The following is a 25613-nucleotide window of genomic DNA, read 5'->3' as shown; positions in this document are numbered from 1 at the left end:
TGCCGTCGCGTCGCGCGAGGACCGGTCACGTCCGGCACACACCGGTCCCGGACATCACCGCCGGTGCAGGCCGTCCGAGAGGCGGACGAAGCGGTGGCCGCGGGCCTGGAGGTGCGGGACCGCCAGCGCGATGCCCCGGGCGGTGCCGCCTTCGGGATGGTTCATGTGGCACAGGACGATGGAACCGGCCCGGGCCGAGGCGACGGTGGTGTGCACTTGCTCGGCGGTGAAGGTGGCGCCGCCGTCCCCGTTGACGGAGAAGCTGACGAAGCGTTCTCCGAGGTCGCCGACGATGCGTGCCGCGACGTCGTCGCAGTAGGCGGTACCGGAGCGGAAGAAGCGGGGCGGAGCGCCCAGCAGGCGGGTCAGCCTGGCCCGGTTGCCGGCGACCTCGTCGTACACCTCCCCCGCGCTGCGGGTGCCGCGGATGCCGTAGGCGGAACGGCCGGTGACCGACAGCGGACGGTGCCGGGTGCCGTGGTTGGCGATCTCGAACAGCGGGTCGGCGGCCAGGTGGCGGAACTGCGCCGGATTGGCGTCGATCCAGCGGGAGTTGATGAACAGGGTCGCCGGAATGTGCCGTGTGCGCAGGAACTGGATGAGCGCCCGGTCGTAGCCGCTGCCGCCCGGGCCGCCGCAGGCGTCGAAGGTCAGCGCGATGTCACGGGTCGTGTGCGGCAGCGAGTGCACCACGCCCGGGGCGTCGAAGCCCCACGTGTGCGGTGTGCTGCGCCCGTAACGGGCCACGGTCTGCGCGCGGGTGACGGGAGGCCGCGTGGCGGAAGCCGTGGTCGAGGGGACGGCGCGGGGAGCCTGCGAGGCCCTCGCGCCCCCGCCCGTGCCCGGCGCCGCGGAGGCGGGCGCGGCGCCGTCGTTCTTCGGGCCCGCGCAACCGGCGAGCAGCCCTCCCGCCACGGCGGCCAGCACCGCACGGCGACCAGCCGACATGCGCTTCCCCCCACCCGGTCGAAGGCCGCCACGGCCGACGACCGCCCATGACGGCCACGGTATGCAGGGAACCGCCCACGACCGTGAAGACACTGGTAAGAGATCATCCAGAATCGGTCGCGAGCCGGTGCCCGGTGAGGTCGACGCGGCGTTGGGGGCCCCGGAGCACGTCCCCCGCGCCGGGGCCGCGAGCACTCGCGCCGTGAACTCCGGGTGGCACGCGGCGCGTTGGGCACACGGGCCGGACCGACCGTCGGGTTCGGCGCTCCGGGATGTCCGGGGCCACGCTGACGGCCCGGTCCCGCGGGTGGCGGGGCCGGGCCGGTTGCGCTCGGCGCGGCGGGTCAGCCCTGGCGCGCCTTGAAACGGGGGTTCTTCTTGTTCACGACGAAGACCACACCCCGGCGGCGGACCACCTGGGCGCCGGGCTTGGACTTCAGTGAGCGCAGGGACTTGCGTACCTTCATGGCTGGGTTCTCCACGTGTTCAGGAGTACACGGCGGTCAGCGGCGGGGCGTGGCGCGACGGCCGTAGCGGCGCTGGAAGCGTTCGATGCGGCCTGCGGTGTCCACGACCCGTGCGGTGCCGGTGTAGAAGGGGTGGCCGGCCGACGAGGTCTCCACGTCGATCAGCGGGTAGGTGGTGCCGTCCTCCCAGACGATGGTCTTCGCCGTGGACGCGGTCGACCGGGTGAGGAAGAGGGCGTCGGCGGCTCGGTCGCGGAAGACGACCAGCCGGGATTCGGGATGGATGCCTGGCCTCATGGGTGCCTCCTTGTGGCCGTCCGCCCCTGGTGGGTGGCGGCGTGGTTCAGCGTTCTTCGCGGAAGAGGACGTGCCGGCCGGCGACCGGGTCGTACTTGCGCAGGACCAGCCGGTCGGGGTCGCTCAGACGGTTCTTGCGCGTCACGTAGGTGACGCCGGTCCCCGCCGTCGACTTCAGCTTGACGACGGGACGCACGGTGCTGCGTGCCATGAGAGTCTCCTTTCACCCACACCCCGGAATTGATCCGAGCATGTCAGCACTGGCCACAACAGTGCGGGACGCTCGTACATTCCCGGTGCTGTCCTGTGTTCCGGCCGGTCGGCCGACGGTTCCGGACGCGCCCGTGGAAACCGCACAGGGCCCCCGGGCATTCCCGCGTCGTCGTCCCGGTCCGTACCGGGGCGGACAGCGGTCGACCCGTGCCGTGGACGAGGCTGTCCCGGCGGAAGTCGCACCGGGTGCATGCCTTCGACCGGCTCGTCGAACACCCGCGCCTTCGACCGGCTCGGCGAACACCCGCACCGGCGGATCGCCGGGCGACGCGGCGGCGATACCGAGCCGCTCCTCCGTGCCGGGCGAGAAGCCGCCGATGTGCCTCCGCGCGGCGCCTCTGCCGGACCGGCCTCCCACGACACCTCCTCGGCCCGGCGCGCCGCGGTGCCGTTGCTCCGGGCCGGGGCGGCCCAGGTGGGCCGCCGCGTCGGGTCCGCCGTGCACCTGGTGGGGTCCGGGAGGGCGCCGACGTGCCGCGACCCACGCGGACCGCTGCGAAACCCGGCCCCGCCGCCGACCGTGGCCACGCCGGTGGCGGGGACCGGGTGCAGCTCGTGATCACCGCGTACGAGGCGGGGCTGGTCACGCCGCCGGGGTGAGCGCGTACCCCGGTGACACCCCATCGGTCGCTCGGCCGCCACCGACGCGAGCGGGATCGGGGGGAACACGGCCGGTTCCTGGTCGGGATGAGTACGGAGGGGCCGTACACACCCGGTCAGTGAAGCCGTAGTCGTAGGTGTCCCGCGCGCGCATGATCACGTTGCGGCGGGACCCGGGCCTGCGCGGACGGTTCCGGCAGCGGTCAGGCGGCCCGGCGCCGCTGCCTGATCGGTTCTCCCACGCGGTGCATGTGGGTCAGGGCCTCGCGGTAGGACTGGATCAGGCCGGTCTCGTGGTACGGGACGCCGATCTCCGCGCAGTACCGGCGAACGATGACCTGGGCCCGCCGCAGATGGGGTGTGGGCATGCTCGGGAAGAGGTGGTGCTCGATCTGGTAGTTGAGCCCGCCGAGCATCACGTCGGTGAACCGGCCGCCGCGTACGTTGCGGGAGGTGAGGACCTGGCGGCGCAGGAAGTCCGGCCGTTCGTCACCGGTGAACGTGGGCATGCCCTTGTGGTTCGGTGCGAAGGTGCAGCCGAGGTAGACGCCGAAGAGGCACTGGTGCACGAAGAGGAACGCGACCGCCTTGCCGGGCGAGAGCACCAGGAACAGCGCGGACACATAGGCGGCGAGGTGCAGGAGGAGCAGACCGCCTTCCGGCACCCGGTGCTTCATGGACGGCGAGCGCAGCGCCCGCAGGCTCGCGACGTGCAGGTTGAAACCCTCCAGCGTCAGCAGCGGGAAGAACAGCCACGCCTGGTGACCGCCGATCAGACGCGCCAGGCCGCGGCTGTCGCGGGCCTGGGACTTGGACCACACCAGGATGTCCGGGGCGACATCCGGGTCGAGTTCCTCGTGGTTGGGGTTGGCGTGGTGGCGGGTGTGCTTGTTCATCCACCAGCCGTAGCTCATGCCGATGCCGAGATTGCCGAGGAGCCGGCCCCACGTCTCGCTCGGCCGGCCGCGCCGGAAGACCTGACGGTGCGCCAAGTCATGGGCCACCAGGGCGACCTGGCCGAAGGCCAGTGCCAGGAACGCGGCGACCGCCAGCTGCCACCAGGTGTCGCCGAGCGCGAGGAAGGCCCCCCAGCCGGCCGCCGACAGCGCGATCACCAGAGCGAGTCTGGCCGTGTAGTAGCCGGGACGCCGCCTCAGCAGACCCGCCTCGGCGATACGCCGGGACAGCCGGGCGAAGTCGCTGCCCGGCCCTGAGTCGGAGGTACGGGACGGGGCGGCGGACGCCCCGGCGGCCGGGGCATGCGTGGAAATCGTCATGCCGTCGAGTCTGTGCACGACCGTGGCACCGGAACATCCGGACAGGCACCGGACGGAACGGGGGGCTTTCCCTACGGCGGCCGGGGTGTTGCCACCACCCCGAGCCGCTGATCCGGGGCTTCGCGGCAGGGGCGGCGGTCAGCGCCCGGCGAGGAGTTCGAGGGTGTCGACCACACGGTGGGAGAAGCCCCACTCGTTGTCGTACCAGGCGACCACCTTGATGTGACGGCCGTCGACGCGGGTGAGGGCCGAGTCGAAGATCGACGATGCCGGGTTGCCCGTGATGTCCGACGACACCAGCGGGTCCTCGGAGTACTCCAGGATGCCCGCGAGCGGCCCCTCGGCCGCGGCGCGGTACGCCGTCAGCACGTCGTCGCGCGTCACGTCACGGGCCACGGTCGTGTTGAGTTCGACGATCGAGCCGACCGGCACGGGCACGCGGATCGAGTCGCCCGACAGCTTGCCGTCCAGGTTCGGCAGCACCAGCCCGATCGCCTTCGCCGCGCCGGTCGTGGTCGGCACGATGTTGACGGCGGCGGCGCGGGCCCGGCGGGCGTCGCGGTGCGGACCGTCCTGGAGGTTCTGCTCCTGGGTGTAGGCGTGCACCGTCGTCATGAACCCGTGCTCGATGCCGGCGAGTTCGTCCAGTACGGCGGCCAGCGGCGCGAGCGCGTTGGTGGTGCAGGAGGCGTTCGAGACGACGGTGTGCAGGGCCGGGTCGTACGCGTCGGTGTTCACCCCGTACGCGAGGGTGACGTCGGCGCCGTCGGACGGCGCGCTGACGAGGACCTTCTTCGCGCCCGCGTCGAGGTGTGCCCGGGCCGCCTTCGCCGATGTGAAGCGGCCGGTCGCCTCGAGCACGATGTCCACACCGAGCTCGTCCCAGGGCAGTTGCGCCGGCTCGCGCTCGGCGAGGACCTTGATCCGACGGCCGTCCACGACCAGGGTGTCCCCGTCGACGGTCACGGGGCGGCCGAGCCGGCCGGCCGTGGTGTCGTAGGCGAGCAGGCGCGCGAGGGTGGCGGGTTCGGTGAGGTCGTTCACGGCGACGACGTCGAGGGCGGTGCCGCGTTCGAGGAGGGCGCGCAGCACGTTGCGTCCGATACGGCCGAATCCGTTGATGGCGATGCGAGTCATGAATGGTGTCCCTTCCGTCCCCACCAGGGTCGCGGGCCGCGTCCGCTCATGACCGTGTCCGGAGCGCCATGGTTCGCAAGGATCGCGCCAGGGGGCCGGCTACTCGCCCTGGGTGAAGGTGCGCCGGTACTCGCTCGGGGTGGTGCCGAGGATGCGCTGGAAGTGGGTGCGCAGATTGGTGCCGGTGCCGAGACCGACATCGGCGGCGATCTGCTCGATGCTGCGCCCGGAACGTTCGAGCAGCTCCCTGGCGAGGTCGATGCGGGCACGCATCACCCACTGCATCGGCGTGTATCCGGTGTCCTCGGCGAAGCGCCGGGAGAACGTGCGCGGCGAGACCGCGGCATGCCGGGCGAGGACCGTGAGGGTGAGGGGCTCGCCGAGGCGGTGCAGAGCCCACTCACGGGTCGCGGCGAACCGCTCCCCCAGCGCCTCGGGCACACTGCGCGGCACGTACTGGGCCTGGCCTCCGCTGCGGTAGGGGGCGGCGACCAGGCGGCGCGCCGCATGGTTCGACACGGCGACCCCGAGGTCCTTGCGGAGGATGTGCAGGCACAGGTCGATGCCGGAGGCCGCTCCGGCCGACGTCAGCACGCTGCCCTCGTCGACGAAGAGCACGTTCTCGTCGACCCGGACGAGCGGATGCTTCACCGCGAGGGCTCGTGTGTAGTGCCAGTGCGTCGTCGCCCGCTTGCCGTCGAGCAGGCCCGTCGCGGCCAGCGCGAAGGCCCCCGTCGAGATGGCGGCCAGCCGCGTGCCCCGGGCATGGGCGGCGACCAGCGCCTCCACGACGGAGCGCGGCGGGTCCTCGCGGTCCGGAAACCGGTACCCGGGGATGAACACGATGTCCGCCCATCCGAGAGCCTCCAGGCCATGGGCGACGTGGTACGACAGCCCGTCCCCGCCTGTCACCAGCCCGGGCACCGCACCGCACACCCGCACCTCGTACGGCATGCTCGCGCGCGTGGTGAACACCTGCGCGGGAATCCCGACGTCGAGCGGCTTGGCACCTTCGAGCACCAGGACGGCGACACGCTGCAGGCGGGGGGACGACACGGAACACAGCGTACGAGAGGCCCGGTGGACGCCGGGTGCCAGCCGGACGGCGTACGACGACGGGCCCCGCCGGTGGGGAACCGGCGGGGCCCGCTGCCCAAGGGCGTGTGGGCGGGGTCAGTCCGTGCCGGACTCCATCGCGGCCCGGTCCAGCGCCTCGTCCTCCTCCGAGACCTCGCCGCGGGAGGCGATCGCCTCGGCGCCGCCCTGCGGCATGGTGCCGATCAGGCCCGTGGAGGCGGCCTGGGCCGCGCCGATCAGGGCCGGGTGCTCGGTGCCGACCATGCCCAGCCCGGCGTACTGCTCGAGGCGGGCGCGGGAGTCGGCGATGTCGAGGTTGCGCATGGTGAGCTGGCCGATCCGGTCCGACGGGCCGAACGCGGAGTCCTCGGTGCGCTCCATGGACAGCTTGTCGGGGTGGTAGCTGAACGCCGGGCCCGTGGTGTCGAGGATCGAGTAGTCCTCACCGCGCCGCAGCCGCAGTGTCACCTCGCCGGTGACCGCGGCGCCGACCCAGCGCTGCAGCGACTCGCGGATCATCAGCGCCTGCGGGTCCAGCCAGCGGCCCTCGTACATCAGGCGGCCGAGCTTGCGGCCCTCGGTGTGGTACTGGGCGAGGGTGTCCTCGTTGTGGATCGCGTTGACCAGGCGCTCGTAGGCCGCGTGCAGCAGCGCCATGCCGGGCGCCTCGTAGATGCCGCGGCTCTTGGCCTCGATGATCCGGTTCTCGATCTGGTCCGACATGCCGAGGCCGTGCCGGCCGCCGATGGCGTTCGCCTCCATGACCAGGTCGACCGGAGAGGCGAAATCCTTGCCGTTGATCGTCACGGGGCGGCCCTGGTCGAAGCCGACGGTCACGTCCTCGGCGGCGATCTCCACGGCCGGGTCCCAGAACCGCACGCCCATGATCGGCTCGACGGTCTCCACGCCGGTGTCCAGGTGCTCCAGGGTCTTGGCCTCGTGCGTGGCGCCCCAGATGTTGGCGTCGGTCGAGTACGCCTTCTCCGTGCTGTCGCGGTACGGCAGCCCGTGCGCGAGCAGCCACTCGGACATCTCCTTGCGGCCGCCGAGCTCGGTCACGAAGTCGGAGTCCAGCCAGGGCTTGTAGATCCGCAGGTGGGGGTTGGCGAGCAGGCCGTAGCGGTAGAACCGCTCGATGTCGTTGCCCTTGAAGGTGGAGCCGTCGCCCCAGATCTGGACGTCGTCCTCGAGCATCGCCCGGACCAGCAGGGTCCCGGTGACGGCGCGGCCGAGGGGCGTGGTGTTGAAGTAGGCACGCCCGCCCGAGCGGATGTGGAACGCGCCGCAGGCGAGCGCGGCCAGCCCTTCCTCGACCAGGGCCGCGCGGCAGTCGACCAGGCGCGCGATCTCGGCACCGTAGGTCGCCGCACGGCCCGGCACCGAGGCGATGTCGGGCTCGTCGTACTGGCCGATGTCGGCGGTGTAGGTGCACGGGATGGCGCCCTTGTCGCGCATCCACGCGACGGCGACCGACGTGTCGAGGCCGCCGGAGAAGGCGATGCCGACGCGCTCGCCGACCGGAAGGGAAGTGAGGACCTTGGACATAGGAAGAGTATGCAACATTACGCATGGCCATGCATAGCCCGGAGCGAAAGAACCCCCCGACGGCGTTCTCTGCGGCGGTCGGCGCCGTACCTACTGCCGACCGCCGAACCTCCAGGTGCGAACCTCGACCTCCGCATACCGGTCCGCGGTCAGGACCGCTCGCGCCGCCTCCGGGTCCGGGGCGCGGAGCAGCGCGGCCGTGCCGAGCCAGGTGGCACCGTCGTCGGAGAGCAGCGGCCCGTACGCGATCAGCTCGCGCCGGTCCGGCGGGGGTGCGTCGAGGCCGGCGTCGGCCGTCCGCGCCGCGCCGAGGCCGAGCACCAGGTACCGGTCACCGCCGGTCCGGCCACCCGGGAAGTCCCACATGGTGCGCCCCAGCGTGTTGCGCCAACGACGCAGCAGCACATCCCGGTACACGCCGGACTGGTAGTTGGGTTCCTCGAAGGCGAAGGCCCTCGCGGCCGCGGGGTCCTGCAGGTCGAGGACGTGCACGCTACCGGTGGGCGTCTCGTCGTCGGCGGCCAGGGTCGGGCCGCGGGCGATCATCTCCTCGGCGTACTGGTCCATGTAGGCCCAGTGTTGCCCCAACAGCTCGTCACGCAGGGGCAGGGAGCCGCGCCGGTCGCGGTGGAAGCAGAAGAATTCCATGGCCACAGACCCTCCCCGAGCGGGGACGGGCCCTCAACCGCTTTTGCGGAGCGCGTGATCGGCAGGGGCCGCTGTTCGGCCTCGGCGCCTCACGCCATGCCGGTTCCGGCCCCGGAATGCCGTTGACACACCTCCGGACCCACCCAGTAAGTTTCCATTCGGAACTTAGTAGGTATCGAAAGGGAACTCACTGTGTCTCAGCAGACGTGGACCGCTGTCGACGACTACTTCAACGGTCTGCTCGTGCAGGAGGACGACGCCCTGCTCTCGGCCGCCGGGGACAGCGATGCCGCCGGGCTCCCGCAGATCCAGGTGGCTCCCAACCAGGGCAAGCTGCTGAACCTGCTCGCCCGGATCCGGGGCGCCCGGCGCATCCTGGAGATCGGCACCCTCGGCGGCTACAGCACCATCTGGCTCGCCCGGGCCCTGCCGGACGGCGGCCGTCTGGTCACCCTGGAGAGCGACCCGCACTACGCGGCCGTCGCCACGGCCAACATCGCCCGTGCCGGGCTGGGGCACCTCGTCGACCTCCGCGTCGGCAAGGCCCAGGACTCGCTGCCCCGGCTCGCGGCCGAGGAGGCCGGTCCGTTCGACCTGGTCTTCATCGACGCGGACAAGCCCTCCAACCCGGAGTACCTGGAGTGGTCCCTGAAGCTCACCGGGCCGGGGAGCGTCATCGTCGGCGACAACGTGGTCCGCGACGGCGCGGTCACCGACGCGGCCGACGACGACCCGCGCGTCCAGGGCGTCCGCCGCTTCACCGAACTCATCGCGGAGCACCCGCGGTTGACCGCCACCACTGTCCAGACGGTCGGTACGAAGGGCTACGACGGCTTCACCCTCGCCCTGGTCACGGCCTGAGCGAGTCACCGGCGGGGGCGACACCCCCGCCGGTGACGGCGCACCTCCTGCCGGGCGCGGTCACCGCCGGCGCGGTCACCGCCGGGGCAGGTGGTTCGGCCGGTTCGCCGAGCGGACCGCGTCAGCTGCCGGTCAGCAGCCGTCGTACGACGTATCCCGCTGAGTCGACGCCGGAGCTGCCGCCCTCGACGAGGGCCGCGACCGAGACGCGGGAGTTGTAGGCGGTCAGCCAGCCGTTGGTGTGGTCCCCCTCCTCCGCGGTGCCGGTCTTGGCGCCGACGCCCACGAGTCCGCCCAGGCGCGGGGCGGCCGTACCGCTGGTGGCGACGTTGCGCATCATCGACTGCAGATAGCCGGCCGTGCGGGCGGAGATGGGCCGGGGCGCGGTCTCCTGGTGCTGTCCGGGCAGGATCACGGGCTGTTCGAAGCCGGCGTCGCGGACGGTGGCCGCCACCGACGCCATGAACAGGGGCGTGGCGGTGACCTTACCCTGGCCGATGAACTGGGCCGCCTGGTCGCCGCCCTGGACGTCCGCCGGGATGCTCGGATCGGTGGTGGCGACCCCGCCGCCGATGGACCAGCTGCCCATGCCGAAGACGTTCACGGCCTCGTCGTTCAAGGCGGAGGCGTCACCGTCGTGCACCAGGTAGTGGAAGCCGTCCTTGATGAAGGAGGTGTTGCAGGACACCGTGAACGCCTGGGCGAGGGAGGCCTGGGTGTTGGGCCGCACGCCGGAGTCGTTGTGGAACAGCTGGCTGTTGGCGGTCAGCGAGTCCGTGCACGGCGCCGGACTGTTCGGCGTGAGACCCGCCTTGTCGAAGAGGGCCGCCGAGGTGATGATCTTCATGGTGGAGCCCGGGGACTTGATGCCGTTGAGGGCGATGTCGCCGTCGTCGCCCGTGTGCGCGATCGCGAGGATGTGACCGCTGTGCCAGTCCAGCGCCACGGTCCCGGCGGGCTTCTGCTGCAGGTGAGCGTCCTTCACGGCCTCTTCGGCCACTGTCTGGAGGCCGGCGTCGATGGTCGTCCGCACGGTGGCCGGGCGGCCCTTGGAGAAGACCTTGAGGGTCTTCACGCCCGCGCCGCCACCGTCGACCACGGCCACGCCCGTGCCGGGGGTGCCGCCCGTGGGCTTCGCGTTCTTGCCGATGGTGGCCGTGATGTCCCGCAGTGACGCGAAGCGGGAGAGGTCCGTCTTGCCGTCGCTCGCGACGACCTTGACGCCGCCCGCGCCGGCCGGCAGCCTGCCCGCGGTCAGTGACTGGCCGTCGTCGAGACCCGGATAGAGCACCGAGTTGTTCCAGTGGACCGCCAACTGCCCGTTCGTGCTCTTCAGGACCGCCACCGCGCTCGAGTAGCTCCAGGTGCCCCCCTCTACCTGTGCGGTGACGTCGAAGGTGACCTTCGTGGCTCCCGACGTCACCGAGGAGGGTCCCGCCGACAGGATGTGAGCGAAGGACAGCTTCTTTAGGCGCAGGCCGTCGGCGTAGTCCCGCAGTGCCGGCGCTGCCGTCTGCGGTACGTCGGTGTCGCTCGCCGCGCCGTCCAGGTGCCGCTGGGACCAGCTGTCCAGGAAGGCGCGGGTCAGCTTCACGGACTCGGCGTCCGACGGGGGCGTGCTCGACACCGCCGAGGAGTCGAAAGTGCGCGCACCCTGGGAGGAGCCGTCACCCACCGACCCGGAGGTCAGGCTGTGCAGGATGTTGTAGGTACCGATTCCCCCGAGGGCGAGCAGCGCGGTGCAGGTACCGGCAAGGCCGATCTTCACAGCTCTGTTCATGTGACGAATCGTATGTACGTTCCATGAACTTGCGTGTCGCTCGTCTGCAGATCGTTATCTGAACCTCAAGTGCCTTGCCACGGTGCGGTCGTGGGGTGCGGTGGCGGTGCCACGCAGGGCACCGGTCCACTCATCGCGATCGTCGTGACCTCACCTGGCGCATCGGCCTTACGGTCGGCCGGTGCGGGCGCCCGTGGGCCGCGGTGGGATCGCCTACGCGCCCGCGGCCACGGCCCTGAGTTCGGCCAGCGACTCCCGGATCAGCAACTGCATCGAGCGTTCCTCGTCCGGTGCGATCCAGCGTTCGAAGGCGACCTTGAAGACGGCGACCGCGGCCTCGGCGGCCAGGCTCGCGGCGGGCTCCGCGACACCCCGGCCGCGCAGGGTTTCGGCGAGCGCCGCCCCCAGCGACGCGAGCTTGATCAGCTCGCGCTCCCGCAGTTCCGCGTTCGCCGTGATCACGGCCTGCCGCCGACACGCGAAGTCACGTCGGTCGGCGAACATCCCGGCGACGGCGTCGAGCCCGGCCGTCAGGGCGTCGAGCGGGACCGCGGCCCGCGGAGCACCGGCGACCGCGCGGACGAACAGGTCCTCCAGCTCACCGGCACCGGCGAAGAGCACCTCGCGCTTGTCGGCGTAGTGCCGGAAGAAGGTCCGCTCCGTGAGCCCGGCCCGCTTGGCGATCTCCGCCACGGTGGTCTGCTCGTACCCGCGCTCGGCATAGAGCGCCAGCGCGGCCTTCGCCAGGCGTCCGCGCGCGTCCGGCTCCCATCTACCCATGCCCGGATCTTACGTGATGACAGCCGCTGACATCAGGTGTACGGTCTATGTCAGTCACTGACATCGAATGTTTGGGGTCTCCCATGCGCATCTTCGTGACCGGCGCCTCCGGCTGGATCGGGTCCGCCGTCGTCCCTGAGCTCGTCGAAGCGGGACACCAGGTCGTCGGGCTCGCCCGCTCAGAAGCCTCTGCCGCCGCGGTCACCGCGGCGGGCGCGGAGGCCGTCCGCGGCACCGTCGACGACCTCGATCTGCTGCGGAAGACGGCCGCCGCCTCGGACGGGGTGATCCACCTCGCCTTCAAGCACGACATCGCCTTCAGCGGCGATTTCAAGGGCGCCGCCGAGGCCGACCGCCGCGCCGTCGACGTCTTCGGTGACGCGCTCGCCGGCAGCGACCGGCCCTTCGTCCTCGCCTCCGGCCTGGCCGGGCTGGCGCTCGGCCGCGCTGCGACCGAGCGCGACATGCCCACGCTCGACGACTCGCCGATCAGCCTCCGGGCGGTCACGGCACAGGAGGTGCTGGGGTTCGCCTCACGCGGTGTCCGGTCCTCCGTGGTACGGCTCTCGCCGACCTGTCACGGCGACGGGGACAACGGATTCATGGCGACGCTGGTCGCCATCGCCCGCGAGAAGGGCGTCTCCGGCTACATCGGCGACGGCGCCAACCGCTGGCCCGCCGTCCACCGCCTCGACGCCGCACATCTGTTCCGGCTGGCCGTCGAGCGGGCACCGGCCGGATCGGTGCTGCACGGGGTCGCGGACGAGGGTGTCGCGATCCGTGACGTCGCCGAGGTGATCGGCCGGCACCTCGACGTGCCGGTGACGTCCGTGGCGCCCGAGGCCGCGGCCGGGCACTTCGGCTGGCTCGCCGGCTTCCTCGGCCTCGACATGCCGGCCGCCGGCGCCCTGACCCGCGAACTGCTGGACTGGCGGCCGACCCACCCGGACCTCCTCGACGACCTCGACAAGGGGCACTACTTCCACACCCCCGCCACCGGCGCCTGAGGGGGGACTCCGGCCCGCCCCCGGTGGGGACCGCCCGCTGCCTCACCGGGGCGGAAACGGAGCTCTATGGCAGCACGCACCAGCGGCACTCCGCCGGGCTCGTCGGCCCGGCCGTGGATGCCGATCGCCACGGGACCGCTGCTTGCCGCTCATGCGGTATCCGGGCGCTGGAGCCACTCGTTCTCGGACGTCCATCGCTCCGACCGCCAGGGACCTGGACCGTGCCCGCGCGGCCGTCGGCGGAGAACGGCTTCCGCGACGGGCGCGCGGAAGCGATCGAACAGGCCAGTCGGAGCCGAAGGCCGTCCGGCTCGACACCGCCGAGCGGGACGGTACCCGCGAGGCGCTGGAGCGGGTCAGGGCCCGGCACGGCGACAGCCCGGAGCCGGCCCAGGGCGCTCGCCGACGGCGGGCCCTTGCCGTCCGCCGCCCCCGCCGAGCGCCGGCCGGCCCCGGATCCGGTCAGGAGATCTTGGCCAACTCGTCGGCCAGAGGCTCCAGTACGTGTGGTGAGTACGGCAACGGTAGGTAGAGGACGGCCAGTTCGGCGCCCTCCTCGGCGAAGGCGGCGGCGCTCGCGGCCGCTTCGGCCGGATCGCCGGTGAAGCGGACCTGGGCCGAGAGCCGGATCTCCGCGGGGTCGCGTCCGATGCGCCCGCAGTGCTCGGACAACACCTCGCGTGCCCTGCGGAACTGTGCGGGTGTCCCGGTGTCGAAGTTCCAGTGCTGAGCGAACCTCGCCACGGTCCGCAGCGTGCGCTTCTCCCCACTGCCACCGATGCACAGCGGCGGATGCGGCCGCTGGACGGGTTTGGGATGGCAACGCGCCTGCGCCAGTTGGTAGTAGGTGCCTTCCAAGGTGGTCGTTCGGTCCGGCCCGAGGAGACCGGTGAGCACTTCGCAGGCCTCCTCGAAACGATCGCTGCGCTCGCGCGGTGTGCCCAGGTCGATGCCGTACGCGCGGGACTCCTCTTCGCTCCAACCTGTTCCGATGCCGAGCTCCAGTCGCCCCTGGGAGATGACATCCAGTGTGGCGGCCATGTTGGCGAGGACCGCCGGGTGCCGGTAGTGGATGCCAGTGACGAGCGTGCCCAGGCGCAGGCGCCGGGTGGCCTGGGCCAGCGCCGCCAGGGTGATCCAGCCCTCCAGGCGGGGTGTGGCCGGGTCGGTGCCGTGCATGGCCTGGAAGTGGTCGGAGGTCCATCCGGACTCGAAGGTCTCGATCTCGTCGGCGGCCCGCCACACATCGAGCACGGCCTCCCACGAGGTGCCCTGCGGCGATGTCTTGAAAGCGAAACGCATCGTGCCAACTTACCGCCAGCTACAGCGAGTTGCGGAGCGGCCACGAGTGCCTCGGCCACGGCGGCGAGCATGACGGGCAGTGCGGAAGCGGCACTAGAGTGGGAGGGTGACCTCTTCGCAGGAAGACCCGTCGCCACTGCTCGGCGAAGACGACCGTGAGGCGGCCGTGGCGCGCCTGCAGGAGGGGTACGCCGATGAGCGCATCTCGCACGAGGAGATGGACCATCGTCTCGGCCAGGTGCTCACCGCGAGGACGCAGGGCGAACTCGCGTCGGCCCTGGCCCCGCTCCCGGAGAACGTCCCGGACACCACGTCGGCCATCGGCGCCGCCGCCGGGCGGATCCAGCGGCGCGGCGCGTGGCGGGTGCCCCGGGTCCTCAAGGTCGAATCCGCCTACGGAAGGGTCCGCCTGGATCTGTCCCGGGCGGTCATCGAGCATCCGGTCGTCGACATCGAACTGCAACTCGGCACCGGCGGGGCCAGGATCACGGTGCCTCGCGACGCGGTCGTCGACGTCGAGGGGCTGCGCACCGGGTGGAAGGACCTGCGCTACAGGGCCCGGCGGGCGTCCCGCCCCGGAGGACCGAGGATCCGGATCTCCGGGTTTCTGGGATTCGGACGGTTGAAGATCCGCCACGCCCGGCGCTGAAGCTCCCGCCGGCGCTGATCTGTCCTCTATGCGTCACCGCGACCGCCGGCGTCCGCCCCGTCCGCACGGTCGAGGAGCGCCAGATAGGCGTTGAGATGTGTCGCCGCGTGGAGCATGGCGAGGCCCTGTGCGGTGAGCCTTCCCTGCCAGGCGTCCAGGGAGGCGGCGAGTGCGTCCGTGCCGCCGGCCGTGCGGACCTGCTGGACCACGGTGGCGATGTCGTCCAGCAGATGGCCTCCGCGTCTGAGCAGGTGCGCGAGCTCGGCGTCGCGGATGTCGTCGGCGCGGAAGACGCGGTAGCCGGTGACCGGGTCGCGGGCGGGGGTGACGATGCCGGCGCTCTCCCAGTTGCGCAAGGTCGCCGTCGTGACGCCGAGTTGGTGTGCGAGTTCGCCGACGGTGCGGGTGCGGGAGCCCGGTGCGGGATCCGGAGCGGACTGCGGCTCCGCCGTCAGGTGCGTCACCGCCGTCCGTACGGCGTCGAGGGTGTCCCGGTCGCGCAGCAACTGGCTGTGGCCCCGGTCGACGACCGTCAGGGCCTCGTCGAGTCCGCCACGGTGCAGAGCGTTCATGATCCGGCCGCCGGCCGCGTAGCCGTACGCCGGGACGAGCGCGAGGTAGGCGCGCAGTGCGGCCGCGTGCACCTCGGTGTAGATCCGGTAGCCGGTGTCGGTGCGCTCGGCGGGCGGGATGAATCCGTGCCGCTCGTAGTTGCGCACGGCCTGGGTCGAGATGCCGTGCTCGCGGGCCAGGTCGGTCGGTCGCAAGGTGATCACCGGTTGAGACTTTACCGGAGGCCTGGGCAGCAGAAGCCCCTACAGACCATGACTGACGCCTGCCAAAGTCTCAACCGTTCTTTCAAAGATACGATTGAGGTCCATGAGTCAGGACATCCGAGCCTTCGTCACCCCGTCATGCGAGCTCTTGGCGCTGGGTGAGCCCACCCACCAGGAACCGGCCTTCGGACGGATCCGCAACGGGCTGTTCGCCCAGCTGGCCGACCGCGGCTTCCGGTCGATCGCCCTCGAGACCGACCGCGTGGCCGCGCTCGCCGTGAACGACCACGTGCAGGAGGGAGCCGGGAGCCTCGACGCGGTCATGCGTGAAGGCTTCTCCCACGGCTTCGGCGACCAGGAGGCCAACAGGCGGCTGGTCGACTGGATGCGCACCTACAACCAGGACCGCCCGCCCGCGGAACGCCTGGCCTTCCACGGCTTCGACGCACCGTTGGAGAACTACAGCGCGCCCAGCCCCCGGCCCTATCTGGAACATGCCCGCGACTTCCTGGGGCTCGACCTCGACATCGCGCACCTCACCGGCGACGACACACGCTGGAGCCGGCCGGAGGCGGTGCTCGACGCCGCGATGTCCCCGGGCGCCACGACCGACGCCGAGCGGCTGCGGACGATCACGGACGACATGCTGGTCCTGCTCCACGCACGCGCCCCGGAACTGATCACGGCGACGTCCCGCGATACGTGGTTCAGGGCCAGGACACATCTCACCGCCGGCCTCGGCCTCCTGCGCTACCACAAGCAGTCGGCACTGCCCCTCGAACCCGGTCCCCGGATAGCGGGCCTGCTCGGTGTCCGGGACGCGCTCATGGCCCAGAACCTCCTGGACATCCGCGGCATCGAGCAAGAGCGGGGCGGCACCCTGGTCTTCGGGCACAACCTCCATCTGCAGCGGAACCCGAGCGCCTGGCGCCCGGGAGACCTGGGTGCCGACTGGTCCGGCGCCGGCGCCATCGTGGGATCCCTGCTCGGCCGGCGGTACGTCTGCGTCGTGGGCAGTCTGGGCCGCAGTGACACGCTCGGGCTCGAAGACCCCGCCCCGGACACCCATGAAGGCCTCCTGCAGAGCCGTGTCACCACCTGGTCCCTGCAAGCGGCCGCCACGGTGCCGTCCGCCCGCAAGCGGACGGACACACATCCCAGGCAGGGTTACTTCCCGCTCGACCGCGTGACGCTCGACGCCGTGGAGGCGGTCCTGCACATCAACGACGGCGCGACCGCTGGCACACCCGCACCCATGTGACCGCGGCCGGGACGCCGAGCCGGATCCGACGCCGCCGGGCCGCCCCACACGGCAACGGTCCCGGCACGTTTGCACCGGCCGCGCTGCGCCAGTACCGGGCCTTCCTGCGCCCCCGGGCGTCGCCCCGGTATCCGCAGCACGCGTGCGGTTGACGCCCGGGCCACGGAAAGGGACGTCGAGGGCCTCGTGTGGCGGCGCCGTGGGGCCGGCGCCCGGGAGACGGGGCGGCCGACGGTATGACCGGCACTGCTCGCCTGCGGGCCGGCCGGGCGTCCGGCCCGTAGGGTGGGCATGTGACCGGCGAGACTGATCTGCAGACATTGCTGAGCGGCTTGCGTCCGGAACTGAATCCGGGCCATTACGTCTTCACCATGGCGGAGGGCGGCGTGCCGTCCGGTGTCACCCCCGTGGTGACGGTCGCCGAGCAGGAGGGCCTGACCCTCGTCGTGCCCCGGGCGGAGGCGGACGCCGCGGGGATGGCGTACGACTACGTGGCCGGATGGATCACCTTGCGGGTCCACTCCGCGCTGGCCGCGGTAGGACTGACCGCCGCGGTCTCCCGCGCCCTCGCCGACGCGGGCCTGAGCTGCAATGTCGTCGCCGGCTTCCACCACGATCACCTCTTCGTACCGTACGAGCACGCCGAGCGGGCCATGGACGTCCTGCGGGAACTGACCCACGACTCCTCCTGACCCCGCCTCCTGAGGTCGCTCAGCGCACACCGGGGCAGGGCAGCGGCCAGTCCGCGACACTCCGCGGGCGTCGGCCGGCCGGGCACACATCACGCCCGCCGCCCGCCGACGAGGGCGCGGGCGCCCGTACCGGCCTCCGTGGCCCGCCGCTCCTCGCTCGCGCTCACTGCGGGGCGTCAGCGCACAGGGCGCCGGCTGGCTCGCGGACCATGAACACATCCACCGGGTCCTCGGACTCCACGGTGAAGCCGTGGCGTTCGTACAGCCCACGGGCCCGGCTGCCCTGGAGCACGTTCAGCCGCATCCGAGTGCCGTCGCCGTCGCACCGCTCCAGCAACATGCGCAGCACGGCCGATCCGACGCCGCCGCCCTGCAGGCTGGGGCCGACGTAGAAGTGTTCCAGCCAGTGGGCGTCGTGCGCGGGACGCAGCGCCACGCATCCGGCCAGGGCACCGTCGGCCTCTATCACCCAGGTGTTTTCCGGCACGAACCCATCCCGCAGCCGCTGCCGCACCCGGTGCTCGTCGTACCGCCCGAGCCGCTCCAGGTCCGGCCTCATCACGACGGCCCTCAGCTCGGCCACCGCCTCGACGTCCGCGGCCGAAGCGGGACGTATCTTCCAGTCCGCCATGATCACGATGCTAGCGCGCCGGCTTTCCCTCGCCTCCGGGAAGCGACCGGCGTCAGGGCCAGGTGCGGTCGCCCGCCCCAGGATCCCGAGGGCGGCGTCGTCCAGCCAGGGAATGGGTCCGGCTCCGGGGCGTACGACGTGCTCGGCGGCCGGGAACAGGGCGGCGGACTCAGGAACGGTGGGCGAACACGGCCACGACGGCGGGTGCCCGCCTCACCGCGCTGCGCCGGTACCGGTACCGCTCTCCCCCCCGCCGGAGGCAGGGATCGGCTCCCGCTCCGGGTCCCGGGCCACGGGCTGGCCGTAGAGGCCTCGGTCGCCGTCGAGCTTCACGGAGCGACCGACCGGCCGCAAGGCCCCAGTCACACGAACCGGAGCAGCACCACCAGGGCAATCGGCGCGGGGAGCACTGCGCGTACGACGCGCCACCGGACGTCCTCGCGCAGGGTGAGCGCCAGGAAGGCGAGTGGGTACGGAGCCGCCAGCGGAATCGCCGAGATCAGGCCTACGGTCGGCGCTACGTGATGGCCGAAGACCAGGACCGCCCGCAGGGCGACCCACCCGGCCGTCCCGGCCGTGAGCACCTGAACTGCGAGCAACCGGCGCCGAGCGACGCCCTTGGTCACGGGGGACTCGGCGATCGTCTCGCGGACGATCATGACGCCCGTCCAGGCGAAGAGCGTCGTGACAGCAAGGATCATGAGCAGTCCGATGGCGGCGAGCCCGCCGTCACCGAGGATCGAGTCCGGGTGCCAGAAGATCTCGATGAAGATCCAAACAGGAACGCCCAAAACGATGCCCGCGGCCCATGTGGAGGCGATCTCCTTGCCCAGACGGCCCGACCACCACCCCTGCAGGGCCCGCCCCAAGAGCAGGACCCTGCGCAGGATCTCACCCATACACCCGCCCTCCGCCAAGCCTTGAGCGCCGAGAGACCACGAAGTGGGAGGAGCGCCTTCGCGTTCATCGAGCACCCGGACCAGAACCATCGCGGTGCCCGTCCGGCGCCGTGCCGATGCCCGGTTCGTGTGATGAGCACCCCCCACCTGCAGCCGCGTGGCGGGAACCTACCTGCCGCGAGAGCACCGGAGATCTTCACCGGCTGGGATCACGAAGGCATCCCCTGACGGTTGGAGCTAGCGGGATCGGCACCTCGGAGATCGACGAGTCCGGCACCAGCTGACATCGACGGCGCTGCACCCGCCGGCGTGGTGGTCAGGGTCTCGCCGTCACTTGCTGAAGACGAGGCTGACGTTGTGTCCGCCGAACCCGAACGAGTTGGCCAGCGCGGCGGTCCACTGACCGGTGCGCCGCTCACCGCGCACCACGTCCAGGTCCACGCGCGGGTCGAGTTCGTCGAGGTTGCGTGTGGCCGGCACCGTGCCGTACTTGAGCGCGAACAGAGCGGCCATGGCGCCAACCGCCCCGGACGCGCCCATCATGTGTCCTGTCATCGACTTCGTCGCCGTCACCGCAGCATGGCTGCCTATCACTCGGCCGATCGCCTCGGCCTCCGCCAGGTCACCGGACTCCGTCGAGGTGGCGTGGGCGTGCACGACCCCGATGTCCGCCGGGGCCAGGCCGGCGTCGCGCAGCGCCAGTTCCATGGCAAAGGCCTGGCCTTCCGCGTCGGAGGCCGTGATGTGGTTCGCGCTCGAACTCACGGCGCTGCCGGCCAGTGTGCCGTGGGCACGTGCTCCACGAGCCCGGGCGAACCCGGCGCGTTCGAGCACCATCATCCCCGCGCCCTCCCCCATCACGAACCCCGACCGCTTGACGTCGAACGGGCGGGACACGGCCTCTGGGTCCACTGACTGCGTCGACAAGGCCTTCATCTGGGCGAATGCCGCGATGGTGAAGGGGTGCAGGCATGCCTCCACCCCACCTGCGACGACCACGTCGGCCCGCCCGCTGCGGATCAGGTCCTGCCCCAGTGCGAGGGCCTCGGCCCCGGACGCACAGGCACTCACCGGAGTCCTGGCGCCTCCCTTCGCACCCAGGTCCATGCTCACCCAGGCAGCCGGCCCGTTGGGCATCAGCATGGGGACCGCCTACGGCGACAACCGGCGGATCCCGGCACGTTCGAAGACGTCGTCCTGCCCAAGCGTGGTGAGGACACCACCGGTCCCCGTACCGATGACGACAGCGAACCGTTCCGGCTCGACCTGCGGAGCACCGGCGTCCTGCCAAGCTTCGCGCGCGCTGAGGACGGCGAGTTGCTCACCGCGGTCCAGCTTCCTGGCCTCGGCCCTCGGAAGCAGGGAGGCGGGGTCCACCGTGAGCCCGGCCGCGACGTGCACGGGCAGGTCCGCGGCCCAGTCCTCCTCCAGGAAACGCACCCCCGACTTGCCGTCCAGCATCCCCGACCACGACGACGGCGCATCGGCTCCCAGTGGCGTCATCGCGCCGACACCCGTCACCAGCACACGATCGTTGTGGTCACACGAGCCTCCTGAATTGTGTACATGCTACATAGCACTTGCTGACCTCAAGATGATCTTGCCAGCACCGAGAAGGGAAGTCAGGGCAGGAGTCGAGCGATTCAGAAGCGAGAGATTGTACTATCCCGACAATCAACGAGGTTGGACTCGCAGTCGCAGCTGACGGCCGGTCAGCTACCCGGGTCACCGCGGGCGGTCTCGTACCGGGCGATCTGAAAAACGCTTCACCACCACCCGAAAGCGGCGCACTGGGCGAGACGGAAGGTAGAAACAGGTCGACGCGTCCGTATCATTCACGTGTCGGGAACATCCCGCAGGACACATTCCGCTCTGCCGGGAAACCCGGACGACAACTCCCCCTTCCCGCTTGCCGCATAGGGAAGCCAAGGAGCGCGCCACAGTCACGATTGGAGCGTCAGATGCCCGAGCCCATCACACCCGTCACCGAGTTGACCTCGCAGTATGTCAGCCAGGTGACCAACGACCTCGAACACAACGTCAAGGAGCAGGAGCGCATCACCGCCGAAATCGCGGGTCTGCAGGAGCAGTTGGCCGCTCTGGAGCACGACCACACCGTCCTGGTGAGCATGCAGCAGGCACTCGGCGTCGTGTCCCCGCCGAGCGCGCGCGGCACCACCACCGACGCCGCCGTGGTGCCCGCCCCGCGCACCAGGTCCACCACCGGGTCCGGGACGCGCCCCGCGCCGAAGAAGAGGGCCGCGGAGCAGCCGGAGCGCGAGAAGCAGCCGGCGAAGGAGTCCGCCAGGAAGCCCTCGGGCACGAAGCCCGCCGCGAAGAAGATCGCCGCGAAGAAGACGGCCGGCCAGACGGCGCAGCCCACTCTCGTCGAACTCGTCCGCCGCCTCCTCGCGGAACAGCGGGAGCCCCGCTCCGCGGCGGAGGTCGCCGAGGCGCTGGGCACGGCACATCCGGACCGGGAGATCCAGACCAAGGTCATCCGCACCACTCTGGAGAACCTCGTGGCCCGCAACAGCGCCCACCGCAGCAAGCAGGGTTCGTCCGTGTTCTACACCCTCCACGCCGCCGCGGAGCCGACGGCGGCGAACGCGGAGGATTCCCGGTCCGAAGCGGCCGAGTGAGCCGTGGCCGCATCACCGCGTCCTGACCGGGCCCGGGCGTCGGAGGTGCGCCCCAGCCCGCTCGGGAGCGGTCCCGGCAGACGCCGGCCTGTGCCGCCGGGGCGCCTGCGGGGCGGGTCGAGTGTCACCTCATTGCTCGCCGACGCCGCCCGGTGACGGGTGAGTTGACGGCACATCAGGGCCGAGGGCGGAATCGTCGGGCTCATACACCGCCGGTGGTCCTCTGCCGCGTCTGCTCGAACTCGCTCACCGGATCGCCGCCGGTCTGCCAGGGCCATGCCGTGACGATGCCACCGATGACCTCGAAGGCGGCTCGCGCCTCGGCGCGCCGGTCCGCGGCCGTCAGCGCGTAGGCGAGGAGGTTGATGTCGGCGAGCGTCTTGGCGTGGCGCAGGAATCCCGGCCGGCTCCAGGTCTGCGCCGCGCGGTCGAGTGCCTGTGTTGCCATCGCCTGGGACCAGTGGTTGCGCGCGACCAGCGCCTCGAATCCACCCCGGTCGAGGATGGCGTGGTACTGGAGGACCTGCGCGGTGAGTTCGGTCGCCACGCACGGCGCGTTGGCGGGCATGCGGGCGCGCAGGGTGTCCACGAACTCCAGGACCTGGATGCGTGACCCCGCCTCCTCCGGGCTCAGGTAGGCCAGCATGCTCAGATAGGCCTCGCGGCTCCAGCGGTCGCGTGCGAGCACCTCGTTCCACACCCCGAAGACCTGGGACTGGTCACGGCGTTCCAGTCGTGCCACCTCGAGGAGCACCACCCAGGGAGTGGGGTCCTCCGGTAGCAGTTCGGCGGCGCGCAGGCAGGTCGAGCCGACGCCTCTGGGGTCCTCCAGGTGTCCCTGGGTGCGGGCCTGCGCGACCTGGGTCCAGGCGTGCAGGACGAGTGCGTTCGCGCTGCTCGGCTCGCGCGTGGCCCAGGCCCGCGGCAGATGTGATCCGGCGAGGTATTTCGCCAGGACGTCCATACGGTGCGCACGGCGGTCCCAGTCGCCCGGGTCCTGCTCCAGGAGGCGGGACATCTGCGCCACACACAGGTCGGTGGTCGCGATGGTGCCGGTCCTGGTGGTCGCCACGAGTGTCTTCAGCAGCCTGCCCAGTTCCTGGTCGTCGAGTTCCGGAGCAAGGCGAGCCCTTTTGCGGCGACTTGAAAGAAATGCCATGGCCGGAGGCTAAGGGGAATCGACGGGCGCACAAGAGTTCGGACGAGATCGTTATGGTTTACACGTATCATCCGACACTTGTCCGGCCCTCCGCCCGACGCGAAACCGGTGATCTTCAGGCTGACGCCGGCGGTGAAGATCTGGCCCGACGCAGGCGGTCCGTGGCCTCACGGTGGCGCACCGCGACCAGGGTGTGTATGCGTTGCGGAACACGGCGTGCGTTGCGGCCCTTCGCCGATTCCGGCCAGCGGCAGGGACAGGACGAGCGCGGCAGGGCGGCCTGTTGCCGCCAGGCGAGTGCTCCGGCCTGGATCAGGGCGCCGGCCAGATGATCGTGTCGGGACCGGTGCACCGTGGGAACCGTGCCACCACGGCGTTGGCCACCAGGGCGGAGACGGCAGCACAGGACAGCGGCAGCGCGCCGCACACCGCTCCGCCGAGGATGCGTTCGCCCACCGACGGCAGGCACACCGTCTCCATCACCTGCCGTCGATCACCGGCGCCGCACCGCATGCGAAACGGGGCGAAACCGTGCACTGTGGAAAGACCGCCGGCAGCACGCCTGGGGCCGTTTCCCTGCGCCCGGCGGACGGACGGTGGCGTTCAGTGGCGCCGGAACACCTGGGTGAATGTCCGGCCCGTCTCCGCCGGATCCTCCGACCCCAGTGCATACGAGGAGATCCCATGTCCGATGCCGTGGAACCCGTCCGTCCGGTCCTGGAGCCCGCCGCACAGGCCTTCGTGGAGGCGACCGCCAACCCGCCCCACCCCTTCGACCTGACCCCGGAGGAGGGCCGTAAGGCACTCGACGAACTGCAGTGCGGCCCCATCAAGAAGCCCGCCGTCGACGAGGAGTGGATCACCGTCTCCAGCGGTCCGACGGGCAGCGTCCAGGCCCGCATCGTCAAGCCCGCCGGAGCCGAGGAGACCCTCCCCGTGATCCTCTACGTCCACGGTGCGGGCTGGGTCTTCGGTGACGCCCACACCCACGACCGTCTCGTGCGGGAACTCGCCGTCGGCGCGGACGCCGCGGTCGTCTTTCCCGAGTACGACCTCTCCCCGGAGGCCCACTACCCAGTCGCCCTCGAACAGAGCTACACGGTCGCGCGATGGGTGGTGGAACAGGGCGCCACCAAGGGCCTGGACGGTGCGCGACTGGCCGTGGCCGGTGATTCCGTCGGCGGCAACATGGCCGCGGCGCTCACGCTCATGGCCAAGGAACGCGGCGGACCCGCGCTGGCGCAGCAGGTGCTCTTCTACCCGGTCACCGACGCGAACTTCGACACGCCGTCCTACCGCCGGTTCGCCACCGGCTACTTCCTGCGCCGCGACGCCATGCAGTGGTTCTGGGACCAGTACACCACCGACGAGGACGAACGCGCCCGGATCACCGCCTCCCCGCTGCGTGCCACCACCGCACAACTCGCCGGTCTGCCCCCGGCCCTGGTCGTCACCGGCGAGGCCGACGTCCTGCGCGACGAGGGCGAGGCCTACGCCAGCAAACTCCGTGAGGCCGGTGTCCCGGTCACCGCCGTACGCTTCCAGGGCATCATCCACGACTTCGTGATGCTCAACGCCCTGCGCGGCACCCACGCCGCCGAAGCCGCGATCGACCTCGCCACCCACACCCTCCGTACGGCATTGCACACCGGCTGAGGCCACGGGCACCGGCGTCCGCCCGCTACGAGCGGCCGTGGGCCCCACGACCTGTGCGGTCGGCTCGGACACGGGAATGGGCAGGATCACCGTGTCCCGGGCCGGCCTCGGCGCCACGAAGGGCGGGCTTTCGGGCGGGGGCGCGGCCGACGGTCCGGCGCGGGACCCGCGGGTCGGCGAGGACACGTCCACCACGTGCGTGGACGACCCGCCACCGACAACGCGGTTGACGGGACGGCGACGGTCAGCCGGCCACGGGCGCGCCCGCAGCCCCGGCAGCACTGCCCGTCCCGCACGAACGCCGCGGTGTCCACTGCTGCGCCGCCCCGAGGCCGCGGCGCGCGGCAGGTGTCCCGCGCTCCGGACGCCAGGTCGAGGTCCGTTCGCCGCCAGCGTTCCCCATGCCTCGCCGGTGGGATGGACACATGACTTCACAGGCAGCTCTTGACGGTAGGAAGGCCCTGGTCACCGGCGGCAGCCGGGGCATCGGCGCGGCGACGGCACTGCGGCTGGCGCGGGAGGGCGCGGATGTGGCGCTGACCTATGTGCACGGAAAGGAGGCGGCGGCGGATGTGGTGCGGGCCGTGGAGGCGCTCGGGCGGCGGGCGGTCGCCCTGCGTGCCGATGCCGCCGACGCGGAGGAGGCGGCGGGCGCGGTGAGCCGTGCGGCCGACGCCCTCGGAGGGCTGGACGTCCTCGTGAACAACGCGGCCGTCGGGCTGATGCAGCCCCTGGAGAGCCTCTCGCGCGCCGATGTCGACCGGCTGATCTCCGTGAACGTGCGCGGGGTGTTCCTGGCCGCCCAGGCTGCCGCCGCGGTCATGGTGCCGGGCGGCCGGATCATCACCGTCGGCAGTTGCGTCACCCACCACACGCCCGGGCCTGGCGCCACGCTGTACGCGATGAGCAAGTCGGCCGTCGTCGGTCTGACGAAGGCGCTGGCCCGCGAACTGGGCGGGCGCGGGATCACGGCGAACGTCGTGCATCCGGGCCCGATCGACACCGACATGAACCCGGCGGACGGCCCCTTCGCGTCCGGCCAGGCGGCCATGACCGCCCTCGGCCGGTTCGGCACGGCCGAGGAGGTGGCGTCGGCCGTGGCCTACCTGGCGGGACCGGAGACGGTGTACGTGACGGGCGCTGAGCTGTCCGTGGACGGCGGCTACGCGGCGTGAGCGAATGGTGCCCCTCGCGCTCCCGGCCCGACCGCGCGTCGGTGGGGCCGGGGGCGGGGACGTAAGCGTCCGGC

Annotated in this window: 26 protein-coding genes and 1 pseudogene; 9 read left to right on the top strand and 18 right to left on the bottom strand. The window is 71.5% G+C overall.

The features are described 5' to 3' along the window. Positions 1 to 54: 54 nt before the first annotated feature. The 4 genes from AB0D93_RS19695 to rpmG form a co-directional block, all read right to left on the bottom strand. The gene (locus AB0D93_RS19695) at positions 55 to 948 is read right to left on the bottom strand and encodes a polysaccharide deacetylase family protein (RefSeq protein WP_362120946.1); all 894 of its coding nucleotides are present in this window, start codon (positions 946 to 948) and stop codon (positions 55 to 57) included. 344 nt (positions 949 to 1292) lie between these two features. Next, complete coding sequence (gene ykgO / locus AB0D93_RS19690) at positions 1293 to 1415, bottom strand: type B 50S ribosomal protein L36 (RefSeq protein ID WP_054244622.1); 123 nt, start codon at positions 1413 to 1415, stop codon at positions 1293 to 1295. Positions 1416 to 1451: 36 nt separating this feature from the next. Beyond that, entirely contained in the window at positions 1452 to 1712 is a 261-nt protein-coding gene (locus AB0D93_RS19685; protein ID WP_362120945.1) for a type B 50S ribosomal protein L31, read from the bottom strand. Between the two features lie 46 nt (positions 1713 to 1758). After that, a complete protein-coding gene (gene rpmG / locus AB0D93_RS19680; RefSeq protein ID WP_362120944.1) occupies positions 1759 to 1923 on the bottom strand; it encodes a 50S ribosomal protein L33 in 165 nt (54 codons plus the stop codon). A 533-nt stretch (positions 1924 to 2456) separates the two neighbouring features. On the opposite strand from rpmG, the gene AB0D93_RS19675 reads away from it, so the two are divergent. Continuing rightward, positions 2457 to 2585 carry a hypothetical protein gene (locus AB0D93_RS19675; protein ID WP_362120943.1) on the top strand — a complete coding sequence of 43 codons (129 nt, stop codon included), beginning with the start codon at positions 2457 to 2459 and terminating at the stop codon, positions 2583 to 2585. Positions 2586 to 2788: 203 nt separating this feature from the next. On the opposite strand, the gene AB0D93_RS19670 is transcribed toward AB0D93_RS19675, so the two are convergent. The 5 genes from AB0D93_RS19670 to AB0D93_RS19650 form a co-directional block, all read right to left on the bottom strand. Next, positions 2789 to 3862, bottom strand: coding sequence for an acyl-CoA desaturase (locus AB0D93_RS19670; RefSeq protein ID WP_362120942.1), 1074 nt, complete (start codon positions 3860 to 3862; stop codon positions 2789 to 2791). Positions 3863 to 4000: 138 nt separating this feature from the next. After that, positions 4001 to 4999 (bottom strand): type I glyceraldehyde-3-phosphate dehydrogenase, encoded by a 999-nt coding sequence (gene gap, locus AB0D93_RS19665; RefSeq protein WP_362120941.1) that lies wholly within the window; start codon positions 4997 to 4999, stop codon positions 4001 to 4003. Between the two features lie 99 nt (positions 5000 to 5098). After that, positions 5099 to 6055, bottom strand: a complete 957-nt coding sequence (locus AB0D93_RS19660; RefSeq protein ID WP_362120940.1) for a helix-turn-helix domain-containing protein — start codon at positions 6053 to 6055, stop codon at positions 5099 to 5101. A gap of 117 nt (positions 6056 to 6172) precedes the next feature. Next, positions 6173 to 7621 (bottom strand): argininosuccinate synthase, encoded by a 1449-nt coding sequence (gene argG, locus AB0D93_RS19655; protein WP_362120939.1) that lies wholly within the window; start codon positions 7619 to 7621, stop codon positions 6173 to 6175. Positions 7622 to 7711: 90 nt separating this feature from the next. Next, positions 7712 to 8269 carry a YciI family protein gene (locus tag AB0D93_RS19650; RefSeq protein WP_362121135.1) on the bottom strand — a complete coding sequence of 186 codons (558 nt, stop codon included), beginning with the start codon at positions 8267 to 8269 and terminating at the stop codon, positions 7712 to 7714. A 192-nt stretch (positions 8270 to 8461) separates the two neighbouring features. Here AB0D93_RS19650 and AB0D93_RS19645 point away from each other — a divergent pair, with 192 nt between their 5' ends. Continuing rightward, a complete protein-coding gene (locus AB0D93_RS19645; protein WP_362120938.1) occupies positions 8462 to 9130 on the top strand; it encodes an O-methyltransferase in 669 nt (222 codons plus the stop codon). A gap of 121 nt (positions 9131 to 9251) precedes the next feature. Here the strand turns inward: AB0D93_RS19645 and AB0D93_RS19640 are convergent, their stop codons facing one another. Beyond that, positions 9252 to 10910 (bottom strand): penicillin-binding transpeptidase domain-containing protein, encoded by a 1659-nt coding sequence (locus tag AB0D93_RS19640; protein ID WP_362120937.1) that lies wholly within the window; start codon positions 10908 to 10910, stop codon positions 9252 to 9254. A 213-nt stretch (positions 10911 to 11123) separates the two neighbouring features. Then, positions 11124 to 11690, bottom strand: coding sequence for a helix-turn-helix domain-containing protein (locus AB0D93_RS19635; protein ID WP_362120934.1), 567 nt, complete (start codon positions 11688 to 11690; stop codon positions 11124 to 11126). Between the two features lie 83 nt (positions 11691 to 11773). On the opposite strand from AB0D93_RS19635, the gene AB0D93_RS19630 reads away from it, so the two are divergent. Further along, a complete protein-coding gene (locus AB0D93_RS19630; protein WP_362120932.1) occupies positions 11774 to 12697 on the top strand; it encodes an SDR family oxidoreductase in 924 nt (307 codons plus the stop codon). Between the two features lie 462 nt (positions 12698 to 13159). Here AB0D93_RS19630 and AB0D93_RS19625 read toward each other — a convergent pair whose 3' ends face one another. Further along, positions 13160 to 13999: an LLM class F420-dependent oxidoreductase gene (locus AB0D93_RS19625; protein ID WP_362120930.1), complete on the bottom strand. Its 840-nt coding sequence runs from the start codon at positions 13997 to 13999 to the stop codon at positions 13160 to 13162. Positions 14000 to 14105: 106 nt separating this feature from the next. On the opposite strand from AB0D93_RS19625, the gene AB0D93_RS19620 reads away from it, so the two are divergent. Further along, entirely contained in the window at positions 14106 to 14648 is a 543-nt protein-coding gene (locus AB0D93_RS19620) for a DUF1707 domain-containing protein (RefSeq protein ID WP_362120928.1), read from the top strand. 26 nt (positions 14649 to 14674) lie between these two features. On the opposite strand, the gene AB0D93_RS19615 is transcribed toward AB0D93_RS19620, so the two are convergent. Further along, positions 14675 to 15424, bottom strand: coding sequence for a TioE family transcriptional regulator (locus tag AB0D93_RS19615; RefSeq protein ID WP_362120926.1), 750 nt, complete (start codon positions 15422 to 15424; stop codon positions 14675 to 14677). Positions 15425 to 15527: 103 nt separating this feature from the next. On the opposite strand from AB0D93_RS19615, the gene AB0D93_RS19610 reads away from it, so the two are divergent. Both AB0D93_RS19610 and AB0D93_RS19605 read left to right on the top strand, forming a co-directional pair. Further along, positions 15528 to 16685 carry an erythromycin esterase family protein gene (locus AB0D93_RS19610; protein ID WP_362120924.1) on the top strand — a complete coding sequence of 386 codons (1158 nt, stop codon included), beginning with the start codon at positions 15528 to 15530 and terminating at the stop codon, positions 16683 to 16685. A gap of 293 nt (positions 16686 to 16978) precedes the next feature. Then, a complete protein-coding gene (locus AB0D93_RS19605) occupies positions 16979 to 17377 on the top strand; it encodes an ACT domain-containing protein (RefSeq protein WP_362120922.1) in 399 nt (132 codons plus the stop codon). Between the two features lie 163 nt (positions 17378 to 17540). Here AB0D93_RS19605 and AB0D93_RS19600 read toward each other — a convergent pair whose 3' ends face one another. The 3 genes and pseudogenes from AB0D93_RS19600 to AB0D93_RS19590 form a co-directional block, all read right to left on the bottom strand. Continuing rightward, positions 17541 to 18008 carry a GNAT family N-acetyltransferase gene (locus AB0D93_RS19600; protein WP_362120920.1) on the bottom strand — a complete coding sequence of 156 codons (468 nt, stop codon included), beginning with the start codon at positions 18006 to 18008 and terminating at the stop codon, positions 17541 to 17543. Between the two features lie 362 nt (positions 18009 to 18370). Then, entirely contained in the window at positions 18371 to 18907 is a 537-nt protein-coding gene (locus tag AB0D93_RS19595) for a hypothetical protein (protein WP_362120918.1), read from the bottom strand. 330 nt (positions 18908 to 19237) lie between these two features. Further along, a pseudogene (locus tag AB0D93_RS19590) lies at positions 19238 to 20434 on the bottom strand (beta-ketoacyl-[acyl-carrier-protein] synthase family protein). A 434-nt stretch (positions 20435 to 20868) separates the two neighbouring features. Here AB0D93_RS19590 and AB0D93_RS19585 point away from each other — a divergent pair. Then, on the top strand, positions 20869 to 21549 hold the full coding sequence (locus AB0D93_RS19585) for a hypothetical protein (protein WP_362120916.1): 681 nt from the start codon (positions 20869 to 20871) through the stop codon (positions 21547 to 21549). 202 nt (positions 21550 to 21751) lie between these two features. Here the strand turns inward: AB0D93_RS19585 and AB0D93_RS19580 are convergent, their stop codons facing one another. Together AB0D93_RS19580 and AB0D93_RS19575 are read right to left on the bottom strand one after the other, a co-directional pair. Beyond that, a complete protein-coding gene (locus tag AB0D93_RS19580; protein ID WP_362120914.1) occupies positions 21752 to 22708 on the bottom strand; it encodes a hypothetical protein in 957 nt (318 codons plus the stop codon). Between the two features lie 312 nt (positions 22709 to 23020). Beyond that, entirely contained in the window at positions 23021 to 23191 is a 171-nt protein-coding gene (locus AB0D93_RS19575; RefSeq protein ID WP_362120912.1) for a hypothetical protein, read from the bottom strand. 201 nt (positions 23192 to 23392) lie between these two features. Between AB0D93_RS19575 and AB0D93_RS19570 the strand changes: the two genes are divergently transcribed. Then, a complete protein-coding gene (locus tag AB0D93_RS19570; RefSeq protein WP_362120910.1) occupies positions 23393 to 24364 on the top strand; it encodes an alpha/beta hydrolase in 972 nt (323 codons plus the stop codon). Between the two features lie 425 nt (positions 24365 to 24789). Beyond that, positions 24790 to 25539: an SDR family oxidoreductase gene (locus tag AB0D93_RS19565; protein WP_362120908.1), complete on the top strand. Its 750-nt coding sequence runs from the start codon at positions 24790 to 24792 to the stop codon at positions 25537 to 25539. Positions 25540 to 25613 lie beyond the last annotated feature (74 nt).

The sequence above is a fragment of the Streptomyces sp. NPDC048191 genome, from assembly GCF_040652655.1.
GTDB lineage: Bacteria > Actinomycetota > Actinomycetes > Streptomycetales > Streptomycetaceae > Streptomyces.
The sequence above is the reverse complement of the archived record's forward strand: the minus strand, read 5'-3'. Positions and strand labels throughout refer to the sequence as shown.

What these genes read in the sequence shown, in the direction of transcription:
- argG (WP_362120939.1), bottom strand. Translation starts at nt 7,621, where the DNA reads ATGTCCAAGGTCCTCACTTCCCTTCCGGTCGGCGAGCGCGTCGGCATC.
- AB0D93_RS19670 (WP_362120942.1), bottom strand. Translation starts at nt 3,862, where the DNA reads ATGACGATTTCCACGCATGCCCCGGCCGCCGGGGCGTCCGCCGCCCCG.
- AB0D93_RS19685 (WP_362120945.1), bottom strand. Translation starts at nt 1,712, where the DNA reads ATGAGGCCAGGCATCCATCCCGAATCCCGGCTGGTCGTCTTCCGCGAC.
- gap (WP_362120941.1), bottom strand. Translation starts at nt 4,999, where the DNA reads ATGACTCGCATCGCCATCAACGGATTCGGCCGTATCGGACGCAACGTG.
- AB0D93_RS19565 (WP_362120908.1), top strand. Translation starts at nt 24,790, where the DNA reads ATGACTTCACAGGCAGCTCTTGACGGTAGGAAGGCCCTGGTCACCGGC.
- AB0D93_RS19580 (WP_362120914.1), bottom strand. Translation starts at nt 22,708, where the DNA reads ATGGCATTTCTTTCAAGTCGCCGCAAAAGGGCTCGCCTTGCTCCGGAA.
- AB0D93_RS19585 (WP_362120916.1), top strand. Translation starts at nt 20,869, where the DNA reads ATGCCCGAGCCCATCACACCCGTCACCGAGTTGACCTCGCAGTATGTC.
- AB0D93_RS19630 (WP_362120932.1), top strand. Translation starts at nt 11,774, where the DNA reads ATGCGCATCTTCGTGACCGGCGCCTCCGGCTGGATCGGGTCCGCCGTC.
- AB0D93_RS19600 (WP_362120920.1), bottom strand. Translation starts at nt 18,008, where the DNA reads ATGGCGGACTGGAAGATACGTCCCGCTTCGGCCGCGGACGTCGAGGCG.
- AB0D93_RS19695 (WP_362120946.1), bottom strand. Translation starts at nt 948, where the DNA reads ATGTCGGCTGGTCGCCGTGCGGTGCTGGCCGCCGTGGCGGGAGGGCTG.
- AB0D93_RS19640 (WP_362120937.1), bottom strand. Translation starts at nt 10,910, where the DNA reads ATGAACAGAGCTGTGAAGATCGGCCTTGCCGGTACCTGCACCGCGCTG.
- AB0D93_RS19635 (WP_362120934.1), bottom strand. Translation starts at nt 11,690, where the DNA reads ATGGGTAGATGGGAGCCGGACGCGCGCGGACGCCTGGCGAAGGCCGCG.
- rpmG (WP_362120944.1), bottom strand. Translation starts at nt 1,923, where the DNA reads ATGGCACGCAGCACCGTGCGTCCCGTCGTCAAGCTGAAGTCGACGGCG.
- AB0D93_RS19595 (WP_362120918.1), bottom strand. Translation starts at nt 18,907, where the DNA reads ATGGGTGAGATCCTGCGCAGGGTCCTGCTCTTGGGGCGGGCCCTGCAG.
- ykgO (WP_054244622.1), bottom strand. Translation starts at nt 1,415, where the DNA reads ATGAAGGTACGCAAGTCCCTGCGCTCACTGAAGTCCAAGCCCGGCGCC.
- AB0D93_RS19625 (WP_362120930.1), bottom strand. Translation starts at nt 13,999, where the DNA reads ATGCGTTTCGCTTTCAAGACATCGCCGCAGGGCACCTCGTGGGAGGCC.
- AB0D93_RS19650 (WP_362121135.1), bottom strand. Translation starts at nt 8,269, where the DNA reads ATGGAATTCTTCTGCTTCCACCGCGACCGGCGCGGCTCCCTGCCCCTG.
- AB0D93_RS19610 (WP_362120924.1), top strand. Translation starts at nt 15,528, where the DNA reads ATGAGTCAGGACATCCGAGCCTTCGTCACCCCGTCATGCGAGCTCTTG.
- AB0D93_RS19570 (WP_362120910.1), top strand. Translation starts at nt 23,393, where the DNA reads ATGTCCGATGCCGTGGAACCCGTCCGTCCGGTCCTGGAGCCCGCCGCA.